The 22865-nt window shown below is 33.7% G+C and carries 14 protein-coding genes and 1 pseudogene; 6 read left to right on the top strand and 9 right to left on the bottom strand.

The annotated features are described in order from the left end of the window. Window positions 1–125: 125 nt before the first annotated feature. Window positions 126–1043 (bottom strand): hypothetical protein, encoded by a 918-nt coding sequence (locus tag ACH2CJ_RS04795; RefSeq protein ID WP_394991099.1) that lies wholly within the window; start codon window positions 1041–1043, stop codon window positions 126–128. A gap of 750 nt (window positions 1044–1793) precedes the next feature. Here ACH2CJ_RS04795 and ACH2CJ_RS04790 point away from each other — a divergent pair. Further along, window positions 1794–3518 (top strand): LTA synthase family protein, encoded by a 1725-nt coding sequence (locus ACH2CJ_RS04790; RefSeq protein WP_394991098.1) that lies wholly within the window; start codon window positions 1794–1796, stop codon window positions 3516–3518. On the opposite strand, the gene ACH2CJ_RS04785 is transcribed toward ACH2CJ_RS04790, so the two are convergent. The 3 genes from ACH2CJ_RS04785 to ACH2CJ_RS04775 form a co-directional block, all read right to left on the bottom strand. Beyond that, window positions 3519–4679, bottom strand: a complete 1161-nt coding sequence (locus tag ACH2CJ_RS04785; RefSeq protein WP_394991097.1) for a hypothetical protein — start codon at window positions 4677–4679, stop codon at window positions 3519–3521. A gap of 135 nt (window positions 4680–4814) precedes the next feature. Further along, window positions 4815–6047: a YaiO family outer membrane beta-barrel protein gene (locus ACH2CJ_RS04780; protein WP_394991096.1), complete on the bottom strand. Its 1233-nt coding sequence runs from the start codon at window positions 6045–6047 to the stop codon at window positions 4815–4817. Window positions 6048–6599: 552 nt separating this feature from the next. Then, a complete protein-coding gene (locus ACH2CJ_RS04775; protein ID WP_394991095.1) occupies window positions 6600–6764 on the bottom strand; it encodes a hypothetical protein in 165 nt (54 codons plus the stop codon). A 177-nt stretch (window positions 6765–6941) separates the two neighbouring features. On the opposite strand from ACH2CJ_RS04775, the gene ACH2CJ_RS04770 reads away from it, so the two are divergent. Continuing rightward, a complete protein-coding gene (locus ACH2CJ_RS04770) occupies window positions 6942–7241 on the top strand; it encodes a hypothetical protein (protein ID WP_394991094.1) in 300 nt (99 codons plus the stop codon). Window positions 7242–7374: 133 nt separating this feature from the next. Here the strand turns inward: ACH2CJ_RS04770 and hisD are convergent, their stop codons facing one another. Beyond that, window positions 7375–8643 carry a histidinol dehydrogenase gene (hisD, locus tag ACH2CJ_RS04765; RefSeq protein WP_394991093.1) on the bottom strand — a complete coding sequence of 423 codons (1269 nt, stop codon included), beginning with the start codon at window positions 8641–8643 and terminating at the stop codon, window positions 7375–7377. A gap of 79 nt (window positions 8644–8722) precedes the next feature. Beyond that, window positions 8723–9592, bottom strand: coding sequence for an ATP phosphoribosyltransferase (gene hisG, locus ACH2CJ_RS04760; protein WP_394991092.1), 870 nt, complete (start codon window positions 9590–9592; stop codon window positions 8723–8725). Between the two features lie 775 nt (window positions 9593–10367). Here hisG and ACH2CJ_RS04755 point away from each other — a divergent pair. Together ACH2CJ_RS04755 and ACH2CJ_RS04750 are read left to right on the top strand one after the other, a co-directional pair. Beyond that, window positions 10368–13673 (top strand): hypothetical protein, encoded by a 3306-nt coding sequence (locus ACH2CJ_RS04755; protein ID WP_394991091.1) that lies wholly within the window; start codon window positions 10368–10370, stop codon window positions 13671–13673. Window positions 13674–13862: 189 nt separating this feature from the next. Beyond that, window positions 13863–15983: a pyrroloquinoline quinone-dependent dehydrogenase gene (locus ACH2CJ_RS04750; protein ID WP_394991090.1), complete on the top strand. Its 2121-nt coding sequence runs from the start codon at window positions 13863–13865 to the stop codon at window positions 15981–15983. Between the two features lie 88 nt (window positions 15984–16071). Here the strand turns inward: ACH2CJ_RS04750 and ACH2CJ_RS04745 are convergent, their stop codons facing one another. The 3 genes from ACH2CJ_RS04745 to ACH2CJ_RS04735 are packed head-to-tail and all read right to left on the bottom strand — an operon-like array spanning window position 16072 to window position 18800. Further along, entirely contained in the window at window positions 16072–17187 is a 1116-nt protein-coding gene (locus tag ACH2CJ_RS04745) for a flavin-containing monooxygenase (protein WP_394991089.1), read from the bottom strand. Window position 17188: 1 nt separating this feature from the next. Beyond that, on the bottom strand, window positions 17189–17800 hold the full coding sequence (locus ACH2CJ_RS04740; protein ID WP_394991087.1) for a hypothetical protein: 612 nt from the start codon (window positions 17798–17800) through the stop codon (window positions 17189–17191). Further along, the gene (locus ACH2CJ_RS04735) at window positions 17784–18800 is read right to left on the bottom strand and encodes an aminodeoxychorismate synthase component I (RefSeq protein ID WP_394991086.1); all 1017 of its coding nucleotides are present in this window, start codon (window positions 18798–18800) and stop codon (window positions 17784–17786) included. The genes ACH2CJ_RS04740 and ACH2CJ_RS04735 overlap by 17 nt, the downstream gene beginning before the upstream one ends. 120 nt (window positions 18801–18920) lie before the next feature. Here ACH2CJ_RS04735 and ACH2CJ_RS04730 point away from each other — a divergent pair, with 120 nt between their 5' ends. Both ACH2CJ_RS04730 and ACH2CJ_RS04725 read left to right on the top strand, forming a co-directional pair. Continuing rightward, window positions 18921–21935, top strand: a complete 3015-nt coding sequence (locus ACH2CJ_RS04730; RefSeq protein WP_394991084.1) for an amidohydrolase family protein — start codon at window positions 18921–18923, stop codon at window positions 21933–21935. Window positions 21936–22360: 425 nt separating this feature from the next. Further along, window positions 22361–22865 (top strand): annotated as a pseudogene (locus ACH2CJ_RS04725) (amidohydrolase); the annotation flags it as partial.

The following is a 22865-nucleotide window of genomic DNA, read 5'->3' as shown; positions in this document are numbered from 1 at the left end:
TAAGTAAAAATAAAAGGTTCGAGAACCTGCGTCTCCACAAAACAAAAATACAACTATTTGATTATCAGATAGTTGTATTTTTGTTTTAAAGCTATTTTGAATAATTTCAAATTAACAAACTCTCCTTAAAGAGCAATTAGCGGTCGTGCCTGACGAGCGTATGATTGGTCAAATATCTGATAACCTATTAATTCTATATTGGCTTTACCATCAAAGTTGCTAGCATTAAACTGACTAACAACCATGTTATATGCATCTTCAAATGAATTCGTTAGAAAGTAATTATATGAAAACGAGGGTTCTACACTAAAAATTATAATAATTGGCATTACCTTATTTTGTGCTTTTGCGGCTTTACCAATCCACGACAATCGGCTTTGTACATAATTAAATGAAGGGGTAGTTTGATAATCATGCACTAAAATTCTATCTGAATTTTTCACCAAACCTTCGGCTTGTATAGCCTCCTGACCAGTTGGATTTTTAAACCATCCAATATATTCTTCGGTAGGGATTCTCGGAAATTGTTCATCACCCCAAGCATTGATTCCTTTCAACTGAGTAAGGTAATTTTTATAGGTTGAGGCTTTGTTCCACCACTCTAATTCAAGATTTGAATAGTTAAATTTTTCGATAGAGTCGGTTCTCGAAACATTATAATTATTTATTAATTCAGTAAAAGCACTTGCTGAACCCATGCAAGCCGTTACTGTCTGAATACCATAAATATTCTTAGCTTTTTTGATGAAGTTAGCCATTTGGGGATAATTGGCCGGAGATTTCAAAATAACGTATAAATCATAACAAGTTACTGTTGTAAAATTATTTGCCTGACACCAGGCTAATAATTTATCTTCCTCAATGGTATTTCCAACAATATATTGTAAACTATCTAAATAGACACCTCTATATAAATTCTCTGCGAAAAGTTTATCACCACCAGCTCTTGGAATAATTCCATCTTCAAAAAATTGTTCTGACGAACATTGCATAAATAAAACTGCAGATAAAAATAATGCCAGAAATGCGAATTTTATGTTCATAACCTTAAGATTGATTAGCGATCTGTTTGCTTATAATAATTTGACAATCCAATACTCTTCTCTACATTATTTACAGCAATAATAATGCCTTTTTTTGGACGAAAATAATTAATTAAAAAAACTTAACAAATACTTATTGTGAAAAGCTAATATGAACTAAAAAACAAATATGTAGATTTTATCGAAATAATCACACCTTTAGGACGAAAGAAAAAATTGCATTTTTTACAAATGTCAGAATATAATATACTTTTACGATGATAATTGACCTATTTCTTAAAAATAATTCATGCAGACGCTACTGAGTTTTTTTTTAAAATTTCTGTATTTATATTAGTCTAAAATTTATGATTTTGAATTAGGATATATCTTAAATTAAAATGGTTAGATTCGCACATCAAAAACCCTAACAAACACCAATAAAAAAACTAAAAAATGAATATAAATCCAATTCAAAAACAAATATTAAAAAAAATAAAAGAAGCCTCAGTATTATTTATTCAAATTGCAATACTGTTCCTACTAATGTTATTGTTTTTGAGGCTTGTTGATTTGATTTTGAATGGAATTATACAGGGGTTTCCCAAGGATTTCGACCAAATCTTGTTTTGGTCTTTATTAATGGATATTGCATTTTGGTTTAAAAGTTTATTCTATTTCTATGTCTTATATGTGTTATTATTCTTTGTAATTCCCAAATTAGCTAAGATATTTTCTTTCATTTTTATTGCAATTTTCGTAATCACCCAGATGGTATTGGTTCAATACTTTAATACGGCACTCGTTCCTTTGGGTTCGGATTTATACGCCTATTCAATTGCCGATATTAAGCAAACTGTTGGAGCGGCTGGCGGAGTGGATTGGATAGATATCATTGTATTTATTTGTATTGCTGGGATATTTTTTATGGCTTTAAAATATCTTCCTAAGCGGATAAAAATGCCTGTTTGGTTAGCAATAGTGCTTCCTTTTATCGGTTTGTTATTAAAGTTAACCAATGCGTATAGCTACATTAAGCCTAAAGGCTTTAATGATTTCAATAATAATCTTATCCTTAATAAAACCGATTTTTTCCTTGACAACAGTTATATTCACTTTTTCCCAGAGGTGATAGAAAATGATATTTACGCCGATAGTTACATAGGTGATTATGACGGAGTGGAATCAAAAGCGGTATCTTTTAAGTATCTCGACGAAGCAAATTTTCCTTTTTTACACCAAGATTCTACCCAGGATGTACTAACGCCGTTCTTTGCACCCGGTAAAAAACAACCTAATATTATAATCATCCTTGTTGAAGGTTTAGGACGAGCATTTACTAATGAAGGTGCTTATTTGGGCAATTTTACCCCATTTATTGATTCGCTTTCCAATAAAAGCTTGTATTGGAAAAACTTTCTTAGTGAAGGTGGACGTACTTTTGCTATTCTTCCTTCAATAATGGGTTCTTTGCCTTTTGCAAAAAATGGTTTTTTAGAATTAGGAAATGCAATGCCCGCCCATCAATCTTTATACAGTTTATTAAAATATAATGGATACAATACTTCCTTTTATTATGGTGGCGATTCCAGATTTGACAATATGTATTTGTTTCTAAGAAAAAACAATGTAGATGAAATAAAAGATGAAAAAACATTTCCAAGTGGAAATATTAAATTGCCTTCAGTCAATGGATTTACGTGGGGTTATAATGATAAAGATCTTTTTAGTCATTACATTAATACCAGAAATGGTTCTTTGGATAATGCTCCACAATTAAGCGTTATTCTAACGGTTTCGACTCACAATCCGTTTATTATTAACGAACAAGCCAAATACTTAGATAGATTTGAGCAACGAATGAACGAACTTGGATTTAGTGCAGCTACAAAAAGAATGTACAGAAATTATAAGTTACAGTATGCTTCCATTTTGTATCTTGACGATGCTCTCAGAACCTTTTTCAATGAGTTTAAAAAACGACCCGATTTCGCCAATACTATATTTATTGTAACAGGAGACCATAGAATGCCCGAGATTCCGATGATTAGCAAAATTGACCGTTACCACGTTCCATTAATTATTTATTCGCAATTGCTCAACCGTACCGCTCAATTTGCCTCTATATCGACACATTTTGACATTACTCCGAGTTTATTAGCATATTTAAAAAGCAATTATCAATTAAAAGTACCATCAGTAAAAAGTTGGATTGGCAATGGACTTGATACAACACGAAGCTTTCGGAATACTCATAGCTATCCGATAATGCAAACTAAAGCAGATATGTTAGATTTTATTATGGACGATTATCACTTAAATGGAAAGACTTTATTTAAGTTAAACGCCAATATGGATGAAACCCCAGTGGATGATGTCAATAAATATAATCAACTCAAAAGTGCATTCGAGCAATTTAAGAAACGTAATAATAATATTACCAACGGAATTATTCCCGATTCACTTTACCGCAACTATTTACCTTTGAAAAAATAGTTACAGTTTTCTGTTTTTTTCTGCGGTGAGGATATTGGTCATCATTGGACGATAAAAATTCCAAAAGAAACTGGAGCGTTCCGTCGGGTCATTTGAATTGTAAAATAACCATTTGAAGGCACCAATTCCTTTAAAATATGACGAGGTCATGTTTACTTGATTATCGCAGAAGTCGCCTGAAAAATAATAAAAACGGTAATCTGCATCATTGTGCATTAAAACGGCAGGAAATTTGGACGGAATGCCGTTTCGGCTCAATTCCGCTTTACCATTGGCGTTTGTGAAAATATTAAAACTCGCAATTTCTTGGTTTATTTTCACGTCTGGTTTTATTATGTCAAACCAAAAAGGATACTTAATTTGTGCGGGTAAACCAAATGTTTTTTGACCAAAATCTGTACTGATTATCTGAGGGATTGCATTGGTCAAGTGTACTTGGTCTTCCAAAATAACAATTTGCCCACCATCATTTACGAACGCAATACCCGATTTTCGGAATGTCCATTTATTCTGATGCTGTTCTTTATATAATCGAATTAACCATCGAGGAAGCTCCTTATTTACGGTTGTATCAAGGCTTTCAAAATAACGAGCCGTCCAGCCAGTCCATTTCATTGAAAAAAGATTTTCAAATTGGTTTCTGTTTGCTTCATTCGTTGGCGAGCCAATACTATTAAATTCGGCAATAATCAATTTATGTTTTGCCTTCATTAGTTTTAAAAACTCAACATCCTGCCCACTCATTCCTCCATATATCATTCCCGATCTTTCGGTTTCGTTTTTTTTGATATACCATTCATTTTTATAAATACCGTAGGTATCAGTAAAATAAGCCAAATCAGCATCAGTACTTAGTTGTTTGAGCTGCTCTTGAGAAAACCTTTCTAAACCTTTTAGTCTAAATTTTTCATCTTTTAGAGGAAAAAAACCAAAATAATCGTTTGATTTCTGATATAATTTAGAAGCTGTTTTGGTCAAACGCTCATGATTTAGCACCCAATTTAATGAAATATGTTCTTGTCCTTCAGTGGTTAAAACTGTTTTATCAATAATGGCTGCCACTAATTTTGTTTTGGGAGTTAAAAACCAAAATAACAACATCCATAAAGGCAATAAAATGATGATTCCAATTACAAATTGAGGGGTGTTTTTTCTTAACATTTTTTTAGACTTAATATCTATTGAAAATAAGTAAAATTTAAAACCGAGTCAGACCAACAAAAAAAAAGCATTTCATCTAATTTTCATAATGATATTAGTACTAAACGGTGTGGAAGGCTAAACCTATAAACTTTTTTAAAATCTTCTCATATACCCCAATTCTAAATCAATTTGATTTCCTTTTGTATTAAGTTTGTATTCTTGGTGATTCAAACCAAGATTAATTGATAATATATTGAGAGATTTGAATGATTTTCGGTAGCCGAGAGAAATGTTATTAGAAATTAATTTGTAATCATTATTTCCAATCAACACATTGTTTTGGGGGTTATCAGGCGATAATCCTGTGCCGATTCTCAAACTCAAATAATCGTCTGAACCACCATAATAATAGCGTGTAGTCAACGAAAAAGACTTTGATATTTTACTAAAAGAAGGACTAACATAGGTTCTGAAATTAAACCAATAATTTTTATAGTATTTCCCAACAGACGCTGTATAAATCCATGTGTCCTCTCCAAAAGTTAGGTATCTTACTCCAGCTTCAGCTTCAAAACTAAGCGGTAAACTCGCATATATTGATAATCCAGCTCGATATTTTGGAAAAACTCCAACATTTTTAGAGTAGCCTCCGTTTATGTATGCTTGAAGATTTTTGCCTAATCGTGGGTAAGCATCCAATTCAAACTGTAAACCATTTGAATTAAACCGATTTGCGTAGTTAATTCGTCCAATAAAAGAACCTATCTTGGTTTGACGACTATAGTCTATACTCGTTAAGTGCCATGGGTTATTAAATTGTTTGTCAAAATAAACGTAGCTATAACTAAGCCCTATTTTATTCATGGCGGAATTTTCACGTATTCTATTTGCTAAAGCTCGAGCTTCCGTATTTTTTTTTAAAATTTGATTAATTACAGTTTCGGCTTCTGCCCATTTTTTAAGACTATTCAATATTTTTGCTTTTAACAAAAGCAAATTTTCGGATGTGGGATGATAGATTAAACCCATATTTACATGGCCCAACGCTTCTTGCTCGTGGTCGTTCCAATAGGCTAAACTACCAAATGCAACGGCAGCATCTTCATTATCAGGTTGTTTTTTTAAAACTTCGCTAAAAACAATACTTGCACTATCCGTTTTTTTGCTCCAAGTGTATAGTCTCCCAAGAAAAACCTTAATATCGGCATAATCTGGACTTTTCACCAAGGCTTTTCTGCTTAATGTAATTGCTTTTGAATAATTTTTTTCTTCGAAAGCAGCATCTCGAGCTTGCTTGAAAAGTTCATCAGAAGATAAATCTTGAGCCATAACAAATTGTAAGGCAAAGAATAAAAAAGTAAAAGGGACTATAAATTTAATGTTCATAAATATAATTATAACGAATGAAAGCCTTTCAGCCTATGACATAAAGTTAGACAAAATTTGTACATTTTATAAATTCTTACTAAGTACGTGTCAAACTTTGAAAAGAGCTATAAAATATGCAATACGGGTTTACCAAGACACATAAAAACAAAAGGCATATCCTCATGGAGGATAAAAATACGACTATATACTTACAATTACAAAAATATTTGCTGTGGCATAAAGTCCGTTTAAAGTTTCTTGACTTATTGATTATTTCTCTAATTCGTAATAGAACTATTAGTTATGGTAAAAATAGCGTTAGTTTAAACGATAGAGTTATTTGCAGTTACTTAAGTAGAATACAGCCGCTGCGGCGGAACTTTTTTTTTGCTGAATTTATTGTTTATTTTGATTTAACAGCACGTATTTTAATGACTATAATTCCTATATAAGGCTCTTTATAACTTAGTATTGGCAGTTTGCAGATGTATATATTATCATACTTTGCCTAACTATTGTAACCGATAGTGGTGGCTTACAAATACTTTAGACGATGATAAACGAGGCAACTCAAAGGGAAAACATCACAAATGGTTTATAAAAATCAAGAATATTTCCAATCAAAAATGGTGCGGAATAAGGGGGGAGGGCATCTAAAATATCTTTTCCATTTTTTCCAAATATTGAAAAATATTTTTGAGTATTTTTTTCTGCCTCATATTTTTTTTCAAACATTATTGTATAAATAATGTTATTCTATTACTACTATGATTAGAAAATTACCAAAATGGAATTAAATCTCGCCTAATGGCTATGAATTTCCCCCAGATTGAAACATTAAAGAATAAGTCAAAATTTTATTAGATCTTTTTTGCCCTAAAATTAAACAAAACATACCTAAATTATAAAAATATGCTATTAATCAAGGATTTTATTAGCAATGCTATTACTAAACCAGATTTAAAAAGCCTTCGCCCAATTTATACGGCAATGGGCAAATCTCAAAAAAGCTTCAATAATATGCTTGATGATGGCGACATGAAACTGACAGATTTTATTAAGTTTTGCGAAATTACTAAAGTCAATCCTGCCGACTTATTTGAAGATGAAGCAGTGCGACTTGCCAAAAAGACAAACAACTGTCAGAACAAGTTAATTAAGGTTTATGAGCTACTATTGAAACACGGAATTAAGTTCGATTTTGAGGATTGATAAACGTATTAGTAATACGTTTATACTGACTATCAAGTATTTATAAATTAAAGAGTGAGTCCTGTATTTCCAAAATAAAGCCTGATAATAAACTATTTATAGTTAATTATCAGGCTTTATTATTTAATAAATTTTACAACAAACTCTCTATCCTCAAACTTACTGCACGCTTGTGGGCTTCTAAAGATTCGGCTTCTGCCATAAGTTCAACTGTTTTACCGATATTTAAAATACCTTCTTTAGAAATCTCTTGAAATGTGATTTTCTTTACAAAACTATCTAACGAAACACCACTGTATGCACGTGCATAGCCATTGGTGGGTAAAGTGTGGTTTGTTCCCGAGGCATAATCGCCGCATGATTCGGGCGTATAATTTCCCAGAAAAACCGAACCTGCATTGATGATTTGTTCGCCCACTTCATTATAATTCTCTACTGCCAAAATCAAATGCTCTGGAGCATAAGCATTGAGCATATCTATACACTCTTGTTGATTTTCGAGCAAAATTATTTTAGAATTCTCAATTGCTTTGGCTGCTAAATCTTTTCTTGGCAAACGATTTAATTGCCCAGACACTGCTAAATTTACAGCCGAGACAAACTTTTTGCTCGTAGAAACCAATAAAACTTGGCTATCTGCACCATGCTCTGCTTGTGAAAGTAAATCAGATGCCACAAATGAAGGTATAGCAGAATCGTCGGCCATTACAGCTACTTCTGACGGGCCTGCTGGCATATCAATTGCCACCCCTTCTTTACTCAATAATTGTTTGGCAGCAGTTACAAATTGATTTCCCGGTCCAAATATTTTATAAACTTGCGGAATCGTTTTTGTGCCGTAAGCCATTGCAGCAATTGCCTGAGCCCCTCCTACTCTAAAAACTTTGGTAACACCCACCAATTTTGCCGCATAATAAATAGCAGGATGATTACTTGGCGAACATAAAATTCGTTCTTGACATTGGGCAATTTGTGCAGGAATTCCTAACATCAAAACCGTTGAGAAAAGAGGAGCAGTTCCACCTGGAATATAAAATCCAACTTTTTGAATTCCAATACTTTTTCGCCAACATTTAACTCCCTTCATGGTTTCAATAACTTCAGGAGCTTGTTTTTGGGCAAGGTGAAATTTATGAATATTTTCGTAGGCTTGCTGAATAGCGACTTTCAGTTCATCACTTAAATGGTTTTCGGCGTCATCAATTTCAGCTTGCGAAACTCTAAAATCATTGATTTCGAGTTTATCAAACTTCAATGAAAATTCACGTAAAGCCGAATCACCTTCTTGCTTTACTTTTTGTAAAATTGGCAATACTTTCTGCTCAATTTCAGCCATTTCCAGCACAGGTCGAGCAAGTAATTGATTCCATTCTGAGCGTGGAGGGTATGCTATTATTTTCATTTGTATAAGATACGAGAATGGAGATACGAGATTAGAGAAATAAAGTAATTAATACCTTCGCATCTCTTATCTAAAAAAATCAATAAATCATTTTTTCAATTGGAATTACTAAAATGCCTTCTGCTCCTGCCGATTGTATAGCTTCGATGTTTTCCCAAAATTGATTTTCCTCCAAAACAGAGTGAATCGAACTCCAACCTTCCATTGCCAAAGGCACAATCGTGGGGCTTTTCATTCCAGGAATCATATTGATAATATCTTGCAACTTGTCGTTTGGAGCATTCAACAATATATATTTGTAATTCTGAGCTGTTTGCACAGCCTTTATTCTGAACAACAATTTGTTGAGGGTATCATGTTTAGCTTTTGACAATTTTTTATTTGAAATCAAAACTGCCTCCGAACGAAATATCACTTCAACTTCTTTTAATCCATTACTCAAAAGCGTGCTTCCCGAACTTACAATATCACAAACGCCTTCAGCTAAACCTATGCTTGGGGCAATTTCGACCGAACCACTGATTTCGTGTATATCGGCTTTTACGCCTTTTTCTTTCAAAAAATTACCCAGAATTCGTGGATATGATGTTGCTATGCTTTTCCCTTGAAAATCTTCAATGCTCTGATAATCAACTCCGCGAGGTACAGCAATTGATAACCGACACTTTGAGAAACCCAAACGATAGGTTGTTTCGGCCTTGCGATTCGACTCAATGAAAACATTTTCGCCTACTATTCCAATGTCTGCTACGCCATCTTCCACATAACCAGCAATGTCATCATCTCTTAAAAAAAGAAATTCGGCAGGAAAATTCGATGAAGAAGTTTTGAGTTTTCCCGTTCCGCTCTCAAACTTTATTCCACACTCTTTAAACAGTCTGAACGAATCTTCACTTAGTCTTCCTGACTTTTGGAGAGCAATTCGTAGTATTGAATCTGAATTTAACATTATAATATTGGTCTTATTTCTTTTTAGAGTTGCAAAATTACGCTAATCATTGCTTATACAAAAATGTTCCTTCTATAAATCTATATTTATTGTAAAAAAAAAACTTTCAAAATATTTTGAAAGTTAAATTATAATCATATAAATTTACATAATTATCCAAATAAAACTTTCCTATAATCTTAAAGTAACCTACAAAAATGAAAAACTCTGTCCAATTGGGTTCGGTGAGAACACGTGTGTTTCTTACTGCAAAAACAAAAAAAACAATCTCATTCCTTATATTAGTTTCTATTTGCCTTATGGCAATTTTCAACTAATATTCCATTTAAAGTGCTTTATTTAAAGTATTTTAATCAATTTCAATGACTTGGGTTTATAAAGTAAAAGCATGGTTGGTTTTAAATCTTCAAAATAATTATTCAAGTTTTTTTGAAGATACAATTAGCTAAACTATTTTATTTATGAACTTACCTTCCTATTAAAATCTTTGCACGAGTTATAAAGGTTTTAATAGGAAGGTTTATGTTATTTCTGAAAAACTTAAATACTGTAAACAGAGATTGAGCTAATATTATCTAAATTTTAGTGGACAAAATAAATACATTGAATAGCCTATTTATACTAAATTAGGACAAATCTATTGCGATTGTTCTGTAACGAAAAAAAGAGGCGAAGCGATAACTATCTACTAAGTGTTTATTGCCCTAAAGCGTTTCAAAAGAATTAGGTTCTTATTATAAAGTGATTTATTTTTGGTAAAAAAAGCAATTTACCAATGAAACACATATTTTTAATTTTTATTTTATTCTTCATTTTTTCTGCAACTTTTGCTCAAAAACTTTCTGATGAACAAATCAGAAAACACCTCGATAACCTCCAAAAAGAACAAATAATTTCCGAATTCGGAAAAGACATTTTCTTGAAAACCATCAATAAAGAAAATAAAGCATTTAACCAACGAATGTCAGGAAGTCTATTAGGCGTTTTTGGAAAAATCCCCGATTCGTTGGCAAAATCACGTACGGCTATTTTAGGTTTTATAGGTGTTTTTGAACTCATGCGAAATGTCGGCTCGGCAGCTGATGAAATGATTCAGTTAAGAGAAATGTCGGAAAAAATGTTGGGCGATCGGATGTTTTTTAAACCCGAATTGGAAGGACAAATAAATACAAAAAACCCTTTGACGTTTTTGGCAGCAGAACTAAATATGCGTCCTGTAAAAGAAAATTATATAACGCTTGCCAATCGCCTAAAAGCAATCAATTTGATTGACCAAAAAGTGTATGATGAACTATTGATTTGGCTAAAAAAAGACCAAATTAAACTAATTAAAGACTTTGGTTTCTTTATTTATGCCGCCAAACAAACTTATTTTTATGACAATTATGAAGCCTTAAAACAACAACAATTTAAGTTTATTGATAGTCTTCGTATTGTAAATTTATTAAAAGCCGACAAAGCAAAGGCATTGATAGATTCGTACAAACCTTTTGAACTAAAAAGTAAGATTGATATTTTGTCGAATTGCGAAAAAGCTATCATTATTTCTGCTGAACAGGGCAATTTGACTAGAGAAGAAATTTATCGAAACTTATTCAATCAGGTCAAAAGTACACTTATTCCTGAATTTGATTTTAGCGAATTAAAGCTTTCAGAAATAACAAAAAAAGATGCCGAGAATCAAAATCCCAACGTAATGGGAATACCGTTTGCAAACCCTCTCGGCAAAAACAAAACAAATTATAAACTCAGCTTAAAAGTCAATAGTTTTGTATATACACAAAAAGCCGATACTGATTTTTCGTTAATAAAAACGCTGAAAAAAAGTATTCCACCTGATGTCAATATTGATAGCACTATTATTAAAACTTATGCAAATGTTTTTTCTTTTTTAACTGGTATTTCTGTTAAGGATTTTCAGTCAATCAATGATTTTTTAACCGACAAAAACTCCCCAAAACGCTTAGTTGTGGTCAGCAACGACTATAATCCTTTCGTTTCTATCAAAGAATCTCGTAAAATATTGATGCTTGTTGATAGTTCTCAAAACGTGGTTTTTCGAGGAAAATTTAAAGAAAATCCACTTTTTGCGAATATATTTGGAGAAAAAACGGATTTTTCAAACAAATTTAGTAGAGAAAAAATCAATTCGTTGATTGAAGAATTTCAGAAAAATAACATTTTACCAAATTTAGATATAACTAAAATTGAAAAAACAATAATTGACTTTAGATTTGAGTCTAATAACCGAAAAAATTTAAAAAGAAATCTTCTATTAAGCTTTCCAGAGATTGTAGCAAAAGTAAATTTTTCTCCTAAAAAAGGTGAAGAAAAAATATTAATTTTCAAAAGTTTTATTTCAGAATTAAGCAGAGTTTCGCACGGACAATTTACCCCTGAAAAAATAACAGATAACTTTGAAACTGAGATTCAGAAAGGAGGAAAAAAAGATAGAACACTGAAAATAAATTATCGTTTGAATGGGAAAAAGTATGAGGAAATTCAAATAATTCCAAAAATTGAATTTGAAGACGACATACAATCAAATCCAATGATTCCTAAAATGTCAGTTAATTCTGATAATTTTTATTTCAAAGAAACAGAATGGCTCAATTTAGTAAATAATTCAATAGAAGAAAATTCAATTGATGGTCAATTTTACAAAATAAATCCAAGCAATATTAGCATAACTCTTTATCAAAGACCAGGGAATTATATCTTTCTTACAAAAAACCAATTTAAGTATATAGAAAAAAACCATGTGGAAGTTTTCAAAGATATTGAAGGCTCGAATTTATATGGCAATTATCAAGAACAAGTAGAGGCTTTTAATGGAGAAGTTTTTGCAGTTGCTTTGAAACAAGAAAAAATGCTTTCGGAAGATAATTTTAAATCTATTGACTTAAAAAAGGCAAAAGAACCTTCGGAAATATTGAATAATAGTTCGCAAGCAGTTGTCATTGATATGAATGAACTTACGGGCAAATCAAATACAGAACTTTATAACTACATTATCAATAAAGTTGCAAAAAAACTAATACCCGAAGCAACATTTAGTGAAATAAAATACTTAAAAGATGATTTTTCAGACACCACCGAAAATGACTTTGCAAAACAAAACATTTCGGCTGTTATTAACGGAGCTGCCTATGAACAAACGTTAAATGTTTCGCTTAAATATACAATACAAAATGCTCTTGACTCTCTCAAAAATGAGAAATCGCAATATTTTCCTTCAATTGGAGAAAATCAATTTAAAATAGTCAATGATTTCTTGACAGATATAGGTTCTTCCAAACGCCTCATCATTATTTGTGATTACCGAAGTCCAAAACTATCTTTTGTACTTTTCGATAGTACACAAGCAACTTTGGTGGCCGAAACCCTACCTAATAATTACGTAGATTTTGCCATGTATGACCGCAAATTTAGTCGAGATAGCTTGCAGTTTACTCTTAATGAATTTAGCAGAATGGGCTTGATTGAAAAAATGTCATGTGAGCAAAAAGAGGCTTTTATTTTGAAGTTTCGGCGTAAAGCAGGCGACGGGATAACTTTTCTTGAAAATTTACCAAAAATTGTTGTTCAAGCCAATATTTGGAATGCAGAATCTTACCGAAATATCTACAAAGCTATCATTGACTCACTTAAAACAATTTCAAAAGAGCAATTTAATCCTACAAATTTAGATGATAATTTTGCCAAAATCTTGAAAAAAAGTAATTATACACAGCGAATTTTTAAATATAGTTTTACTTTCAACAATAAAAAATACGAGGAAAATCAGTTGGTGCCAGCATTGCCTAAATCAAAAAAAGGGCAATCAAAAGTAGATTATGAGTATTTTGATTTTGACACATTAAAATTTCTAAACTTGGTTAATCGGGCATTGATTGAAAATAATTCAGAAAATATGTTTTATGAAATTTTTAGTGAGGAAGAAGAAGGGTCGGTTGGACCAAAATTTGTATTTTTGAGTTTGAAACAACATCGCTGGTTGAAAAACAAGTATCCAGAGGTATTTGAGATGTATAACGAAACCCGTTGGCCAGATACCGATGAACTCAAAGAAGAGAAGTAAAAATTACCCTAATTGAAAACTTAGGAACAAGTTTAAAATAAGTTATAACGAAATTTTAATAAGATTTTTTGTCAAAATTTTGCACAAAAAGCGGAATCTAATGAATTAAATGAGCATTTTTGAGTGAAATTTTGGCGAAAAAGATATTTAAATTGATATAAGTTATTTTTAACTCGTTCCTTAACACATATGAAACTCAAATTTTTTATCGGAATATTGGCAATATTAGTCATTGCCTCAGCTTTACAAACCAATTATGTAAGTGATGATGTAGATTGGGGCGAATATTTGGGCGGAGCCGACCGAAATCATTATTCGACTTTGACACAAATAAATCCCGAAAATGTAAATAAATTACAAGTAGCTTGGTCATATTCTACTCCTGATTCGGGACAAATGCAGGTCAATCCAATTATTGTTGGTGGTGTATTGTATGGCGTTACGGCATCGGTTCAAGCATTTGCTCTCGATGCAATAAATGGGAAAGAAATTTGGCGTTTTGGCGACCCACTCAAAAACTGGGCAAGCACAAGCAGAGGTGTAACTTATTGGAAAGAAGGCAACGATTCTCGAATTCTCTATACAGTTGGGCCAAATCTTTGGGCTTTAGATGCCAAAACTGGCAAACCCATCGAATCGTTTGGTGATAATGGCAAGATTGATTTGCACACAGGCTTGCCTGAAGTATCTCAAAAGAAATTTATTATTTCGAATACACCTGGGACCCTCTTTGACGATTTGATTGTCATGCCACTTCGCCTTTCGGAAGGTGCAGATGCTGCTCCAGGAGATATTCGTGCGTTTAATGTGAAAACAGGAAAACTGGCTTGGACATTCCACACAATTCCATATCCAGGTGAGTTTGGCTACGAAACTTTCCCGAAAGATGCTTATAAAAATAATTATACTGGTGCAGCCAACAACTGGGCAGGAATGTCCATTGACCGCAAAAGAGGCATTATTTATGTACCGACCGGTTCGGCAGGCTACGACTTTTATGGTGGAAATCGCAAGGGTAAAAATCTATTTGCCAACTGTTTATTAGCGTTAGACGCTCGAACGGGCAAACGCCTTTGGCATTTCCAAACTACGCATCATGACATTTGGGACAGAGATTTGCCTGCTCCACCAAACTTGATTACGATTACCCGCAAGGCATCGGACGGTCGTAACCGAAAAGTTGATGCCGTAGCTCAAGTAACTAAACAAGGCTATGTGTTTGTATTTGATAGGGTTACTGGAAAACCTATTTTCCCAATCAATGAAATACAAGTACCAAAATCAATGGTTCAAGGTGAATTGCCTTGGGCAACTCAGCCTATTCCGAGTAAACCTGCACCTTTTGCTCGCCAGTCTAAATCATTGAATGAAAAAGAGATTAGCCCATATGCCGAAAATCGTGAAGAATTGATTCAAAATATAAAAAAATATAAAACTGCTACTTATTCACCAGGAAGTAAAGAAGGAACAATCATTTTCCCTGGTTATGATGGCGGTGCTGAATGGGGTGGAGCCGCCGCCGACCCACAAGGGATTTTATATGTAAATGCCAACGAAATGGCATGGGTACAAACAATGGTTGCGACGCCAAAAGAAGATAAAAACTCAAATTTGAGTGCAGGCGAAAAACTTTATACATCTTATTGTATTTCTTGCCATGGCAAAGACCGAAAAGGAAATCCAAAGTCTAATTATCCTTCGTTGATTGATATTGAAAAACGAAAAGACAAAGCCTATTTAACGCAGATAATTAATGGTGGAAAAGGGATGATGCCCGGCTTTCCGATGCTTTCAGCTACCGAAAAACAAGCCATTGTTTCGTTTTTATTTGGTGACGAAAAGAAAGAAGTTGGTTCAACTGCAAGCACATCAAAACCAGTATATTTGCCTTATAAAAGCACTGGTTATAACAAGTTTTTAGATAGTAAAGGACTTCCTGCTATTACGCCTCCATGGGGCACAATGAGTGCCATCGACCTCAACACAGGTGAATATGTTTGGAAAATACCTTTTGGCTATGAGCCTGCATTACTCGAAAAAGGAATCAAAAATACGGGAGTTGAAAATTATGGTGGGCCCGTAATTACGGCAAGTGGTTTGCTATTTATAGCCGCTACAAAGGACGGAATGTTTAGGGCATTTGACAAAAAAACTGGAAAATTGCTTTGGGAAACAAAACTTCCTGCGGCAGGGTTTGCAACGCCGTCTACCTACCAAATTAATGGTAAGCAATTTGTGGTCATCGCCTGCGGTGGCACCAAATTAGGTACCAAAAAAGGCAATCAATATGTTGCCTTTGCTCTTCCATAAAAGTATGCCAACTAAAATCAAAAAGCCGAAAACTCAAGTTTTCGGCTTTTTGATTACTGAGAAAAAGAAAAAAAATTACGGGTTTAAATTAGCTATTTTTTTGAGAAATTTTTGCTGAACTCAGGTGAATATCACGTAAAACGCCCGTAAGAGGAAGGTTGAAACCCAAAAAATATAGACCTTTGTATGTTGGTTCATCACTCCACATTGTTTTTGGATATCCTCTTTCGTTAAGTAATGGGTCAATATTTTCTACTAAATCTTTCAGTCGTGCATGATAACCAGTTGCCAAAACCACGGCATCAAATGCAATATTTTGACCATCAACAAAAACAACAGTATCTTTCGTAAACTCTTGAATATCAGGCAATACTAAAATATTCTTTGCTTTAATTTCCTTCAAAGTACCGACATCAATCACGGGGGTTTTACTCAAAGTGCGAAGCTGTTCCGACGGTGCTAATGTCGAAATCGGAATACCAGTTCCTTTCATTGCTCCTGTCGATAATTTCTTGAAAATATTTGATATAAAATCGTAGAAAGTATTGCCAAACTGAATCAGAAAAATAGCTAACCCTTGTGTCGAACGCCCCAAAAACTCTCGTTTTACAATATTCACAGGTGTGCGAATTGAGGTAAAAGTCCTTGCTCCATTTTCGTACAAATCAAGGGCAATTTCTGCTCCAGAATTGCCATAACCAACTACCAAAACATTTTTATCTTGAAAAGGTTTCCCATTTTTATACAAATGAGAATGGAAAACTTCTCCTTGAAAAACAGCTTGATTTTTAAAAGTTGGTATTGTAGGAACTCTATTATAACCCGTTGAAACTATTACATTTTCCGCTTCAAACGCCTTTGTTTTTGTTTTTACTAACCACTTATCGGCTATACGTTTGATATTTGTAACCTCCTGATTATAAAGTGGTTTAATATCGAAATATTTTACGTAAGCATCTAAATATTCAATGTATTTTGCTTTCGGAACAAAAGTTGGATAATCGGCAGGAAAAGGAAAATGTGGTAATTCAGAATATTTTTTATCAGTGTGCAAATGCAGACGGTCGTAGTGATTTCGCCAAACATTCCCTACATTTTCAGATTGTTCTAAAATAATAAATGGTATATTCAATTTGCTGAGTCGTCCTGCAATTGCCAAACCCGATGGGCCAGCTCCGATAATGATATTTTTATGCGATTCCATTTTATTTTTTTATCGAAATAATATTTTTACTTACTTCAAATTGATAAGCCAAATCTAAATCTCTCATGGCATTGATTAAAGCTATTTTCTTGAAAAACTTCAAATCTTTAATATAAATTTCATCAAGAAAAAGCATTTGGTTTTCAAGTAAAAAACTTCGTTTAGTACCATATAATATCGGGGTAATTGATGTAACCCATTTTACCCCATCAAATAAGGCAATATTTGCAAAAGTAGAGTCGGTTAAATAATTATTTTGAGCAATAATTATATCATCAACTTCAGGAAAGCTATTCAATAAATGGTTAAAACTACTCCTATCTTCAAATTTTAGAGGATACTTTATTGACTTATCTTCTACAAGTTGAATTTTCTTTGGATGTTTATATTCATAAGGAAAAAAATCTATTTTTTCTATATTTCTGGAATAACTAACTCGGCAACGATAAAGCCCCTCGCCTACCCAATCAGGGATTTTTATAGTATTTTCAAAGCTAAAATCGTCATTTATTTTAAATAAACGATTGAGGCTATGCCTTACCCGCAAATCATGGTATTTGAGGTTATGCAATTGTCGATTTTCGCACTTAATGGTTTCAAACAATAGGGACATATATTTTTTGTATCATTTCGTCGTATTCTTTTTGAGCAATACTATTGGAAGTAATTCCACCGCCACTTTTAAAAACCAAGCCATCAGGTTTTTGTTCGATGAAACGAATCATCACGCCCGAATCGAAAGTTTCACCATCGAAAATGCCACAAATACCTGTATAAAAGCCTCGATTGTAGTTAGTTTTTTCAAATTGTGCAGGATATGTATATTCCTCAGCTTGAGCAATTATCTCCAAAGTCTTCTCTTTTGGAGCTCCAGAAATAGAACCAGCAGGTAACATTTTGAATAATATTTCACCCAAATTTTCTCGCCAATCACTTGATAATAAGCCACTTACTTGTGAACTTACCTGTAATATTTCTTGCTTATCGTTGGTTTGTATTCGGTCGATATATCTAAATTTTTCGACCCAAACTTTCTCAGCAACTTTACTCAAATCATTTCTTATTAAGTCAACAATAGTTGTGTGTTCATAAAACTCTTTTTTATCATTTTGAATAGTTTGCACGGCATCGGGCAATGCGGCATCAATTGTTCCTTTCATCGGAAAAGAAGAAATTTTTCCTTCTTTATCAATCTGAACAAAAATTTCAGGCGAAAAACAGACAAACTTATCTTTTAAAAAAATTTTATACTTTGCCTCGCTTCGCTCGAAAACCTCTAACAAGCTGATATTCAAATTAATAGGCGTTTCACAAGTAAGATTTGTTAGAAAACTGTTGCCTTGAAAAATATTTTTCTGAACATTATCGAAAGCTAATTTATATTGGGAGAATGAAATTGGCGATTTTTGTAATTTTACTTCAAAAACCAAGCTTTCAGATTTAAGATAATTGTGTTTCCCATTTACCCAAAACTTAATTTCTTCTTCATCAAGATTTTCTAATGCTTCAATCATACAATTCTCACCTTCAAAATCGCCTATAAATAAAAAAGGAATACCTTTTGAAGCAAAATCATTGATTTTTGAAATGGATTTTTGTCTATTAAAATTCACGTGTTGTTGTTGAGTTTTACATATTCAGCTATTCTCACCACAAAAGTATCAATAGTTTTGTTTATTGAACAAAAATTCTCAAATTCGCAATATCATTCATCAATCATCAAAACCCTACCCATGAGAAAACTCCTTACCTGTGTTCTTATTGCTTTTATTAGTATTCCTGTCTTTTCCCAAGTAACTTTTCAGCGAAATGGCGTTTATGATGAGCGTCCTGCTCAATACGCTTTCAAAAATGCAACTATCGTAGTTGATGCCCAAACAATACTTGACAATGCCATGATTTATATCAAAAATGGCGTGATTGAGTCCGTTGGTAAAGATTTACAAGTGCCAGCAGGTACATTTGTTTATGACCTAAAAGGCAAAAGAATTTACCCTTCGTTGATTGACATTTATTCAGATTACGGCTTACCTGAACTTGTGCGGCCAGCAGGTGGTAGAGGTTTTGGTGGCTTACCCCAATTAGAAACTAACAAAAAAGGTGCTTTTGACTGGAATCAGGCAGTAAAACCAGAAGTTGACGCCACCAACGATTTTAAACTCAATGCTGTAAAAGCAGAAGAAATGCGTAAAAATGGTTTTGGAAGTGCGGTCGTACATTCACCCGATGGTATTGTACGCGGAACATCAGCATTTGTAAGCTTTGGTGATGGTCGTGAAAATGAAGTTTTATTGAAAGGAAAAGCCTCGGCACATTATTCGCTCGACAAAGGAACTTCTACGCAAAGTTATCCTGTTTCGGCAATGGGTTCGGTAGCTTTACTTCGCCAAACTTATTATGATGCCGAATGGTACAAAAAAGGTGGCAGCTCTCAAGAACGTAATCTATCATTAGAGGCTTTCAACGAAATGCAAAGTTTGCCGCAAATCTATGACGCTAACGATAAATTGGGCATTTTGAGAGGCGATAAAATTGGAAAAGAATTTGGCGTACAATATATATTTAAGGGAATTGGCGACGAATACCAACGTTTGGACGAAATCAAAGCCACCAATAGTTCACTTATTGTGCCTTTAAATTTTCCTTCAGCTTACGAAGTTGAAGACCCTTTCGATGCGGCAATGGTGAGTTTGACCGAAATGAAACATTGGGAAATGGCTCCTGCCAATGCTGGAGCTTTGGTAAAAGCAGGAATCAATTTTGCATTTACGACTGCTGGTTTGAAAGCAAAAGCTGATTTTTGGACGAATATCCGTAAGGCAATTGAATATGGTTTGCCCGAAAGCAAAGCCTTAGAAGCTATCACTTCTACTCCTGCCAAATTGCTTAAAGTTGATAATATGGTAGGCAGCTTGAAAAAGGGTATGATTGCCAACTTTATCATTACATCGGACAATATTTTTAGTAAAGACAATATAATTTACGAAAACTGGATTCAAGGTAAACGTTATATCATTAGCGATATGAATGTTACTGACATCCGTGGAGTTTATGATTTGACTGTTGGAGAAAAAACAGGATTGAAATTAAATATCACAGGAAAACCAGACAAACCTGAGTATCAAATTACACTTGACTCAACCAAGTTTACTCCTAAAGTTACTCGCATGGGTGATTTGTTTACGATAAGTAGCAAATTCGACAAAAAAGAAACTAATGATACTCGTTTGAGCGGTTATTATGACGGTAAAAACTTTAAAGGTGAGGGCGTTTTGGTTGATGGAATGCAAATAAAATGGTCGGCTATTTATAAAGAAATTGCCAAGGAAACTACTAAAAAAGATTCTGTGAAAGCCAAAACTCCAGAAATTGGCAAAATTATTTTCCCTTTTACAGCTTTTGGAAATGAAGAAAAACCCAAGCAAGAAACACTTTTAATTAAAAATGCTACTGTTTGGACAAATGAAAAAGATGGCATTGTAACGAATACAGACGTATTGCTCCAAAATGGCAAAATTGCCAAGATCGGCAAAAATTTAGAAACTCCCGCAGGTGCAAAAACCGTAGACGGCACAGGAAAACATTTAACCAATGGTATTTTTGACGAACATTCTCACATTGCTTTGCTTTCAATCAACGAAGTACAAACAGTGTCGGCAGAGGTTCGCCAAGAAGATGTAATAAATTCGGAAGATGTAAATATTTATCGTCAGTTGGCTGGTGGCGTAACTTCTTCACAATTACTGCACGGTTCGGCGGACTGTATTGGTGGTCAATCGGCAATTATTAAATTAAAGTGGGGCGAAAATCCAAGTAATTTATTGATCAAAGGTGCCGACGGTTTCATTAAGTTTGCTTTGGGCGAAAATGTTAAGAATGGCAATAACCCAAGTCCATCTGGTCGTTTTCCACAAACTCGTATGGGTGTTGAACAAGTATATATGGACGAGTTTCAACGTGCAAAAGAATACGAAAAGTCATGGAAAGATTACAATGCTTTAGGTAATAAAGTGGGCGTTATTCCTCCAAGAAAAGACATAGAATTGGATGTTATTGTTGATATTTTGAATAAAAAGCGTTTCATTACTTGCCATTCGTACGTACAATCTGAAATCAATATGTTGATGCACGTGGCCGAAACGTTTAATTTCAATGTCAATACTTTCACTCATATTATGGAAGGCTACAAAGTTGCTGATAAAATGAAAGCACATGGTGCTAATGCTTCTACATTCTCAGATTGGTGGGCGTATAAAATGGAAGTAAAAGAAGCAATTCCTTACAATGCTTCAATTATGGCAAAGGTTGGTGTTACGACAGCCATCAACTCTGATGATGCAGAAATGGCTCGCCGTTTGAATCAAGAAGCAGCAAAAACAATTCTGTATGGTGGTATGAGCGAAGTAGAAGCGTGGAAAATGGTAACGCTAAATCCTGCAAAAATGCTTCATTTAGACAACCGTATGGGAAGCATCAAAGTAGGAAAAGATGCCGATGTTGTTTTGTGGAACAATAATCCACTTTCAGTATATGCTCGCCCTGAAAAAACGATTATTGAGGGAGCTGTCTATTTCGATATTGAGAAAGATGAACAAATCAGACAATCAGTTGCTAAAGAGCGTAATCGTTTGATGCTGAAGATGTTGGCAGAAAAAACAACAGGAGCAGCTACTCAAAGACCTACGCCACGAAGAAATCAGCATATTGAGTGTGATACAATTATGGAAATGCTTGATGCAGGGAAATAAAAGCACCCATTATCATACTTTTACATTATAATAAAATCTTGAAATAATAAAACAAAACTTTTCAAGTTTTATGTTTTTTTGCGAAAATCAAAATTGCATAGTCCTGAAAAAGTTGTCACGGATTAAATTATAAAACTAAGTTATTATTAACCTCGGAAGCAAAAACTTTCGAGGTTTTTGCTTCCATTTTTTAAATCTGTATAATTCTAAAAAAAATGACTCGTAGGCGACCCAGCCTCCTTTTCGTCAGAAACAATAATTTTAAGCCTTCTACAACTTAAAAAACTATTCCAAATACGTTGGCATTAATTTACAATATTTTACCTTTATTGGTTCGTAGTCATCAATATTAAGTATTTCGACAGTCTTCCTTGCAAATGATTAGAATTTTTGCAAAATTTGTTCATCAAACTAAAACCTTACCCATGAAGAAACAATTATCACTTCTCAGTTTACTATCTTTCAGCTTTTTGGCTTTTGCTCAAAACCCTGCTCCTGCTCCACCGCAATCAAAGCCCATTGCATTAGTAGGTGCAACAATTCATGTTGGTGACGGAAAAATTATTCAAAATGGCACAATTGTTTTCGACAAAGGCATCATTACTGCCGTTGGTGATGCAAGCACAAGTTTTAATAAAACAAGCACCGAAGTTATAAACGTAAGCGGAAAATCGGTTTATCCCGGTATCATTGCTCCTGCCGCCCTAGCTGGTTTAGTTGATATTGGTTCTGTTCGCTCAACTTTCGACCAAAGCGAAACTGGCTCATTTAATCCTAATATTCGAACCTTGATTGCCCATAATACAGATTCTGAGGTTATTCCAACAATTCGAGGAAATGGTGTACTTATTGGTCAAACAACACCCGAAGGCGGTATTATATCTGGTACATCGTCGGTAATGGAATATGACGGTTGGAACTGGGAAGATG

The sequence above is a fragment of the Emticicia sp. genome, from assembly GCF_043780375.1.
Taxonomy (GTDB): domain Bacteria; phylum Bacteroidota; class Bacteroidia; order Cytophagales; family Spirosomataceae; genus Emticicia.
This window is presented reverse-complemented; position numbering and strand designations above follow the sequence as displayed.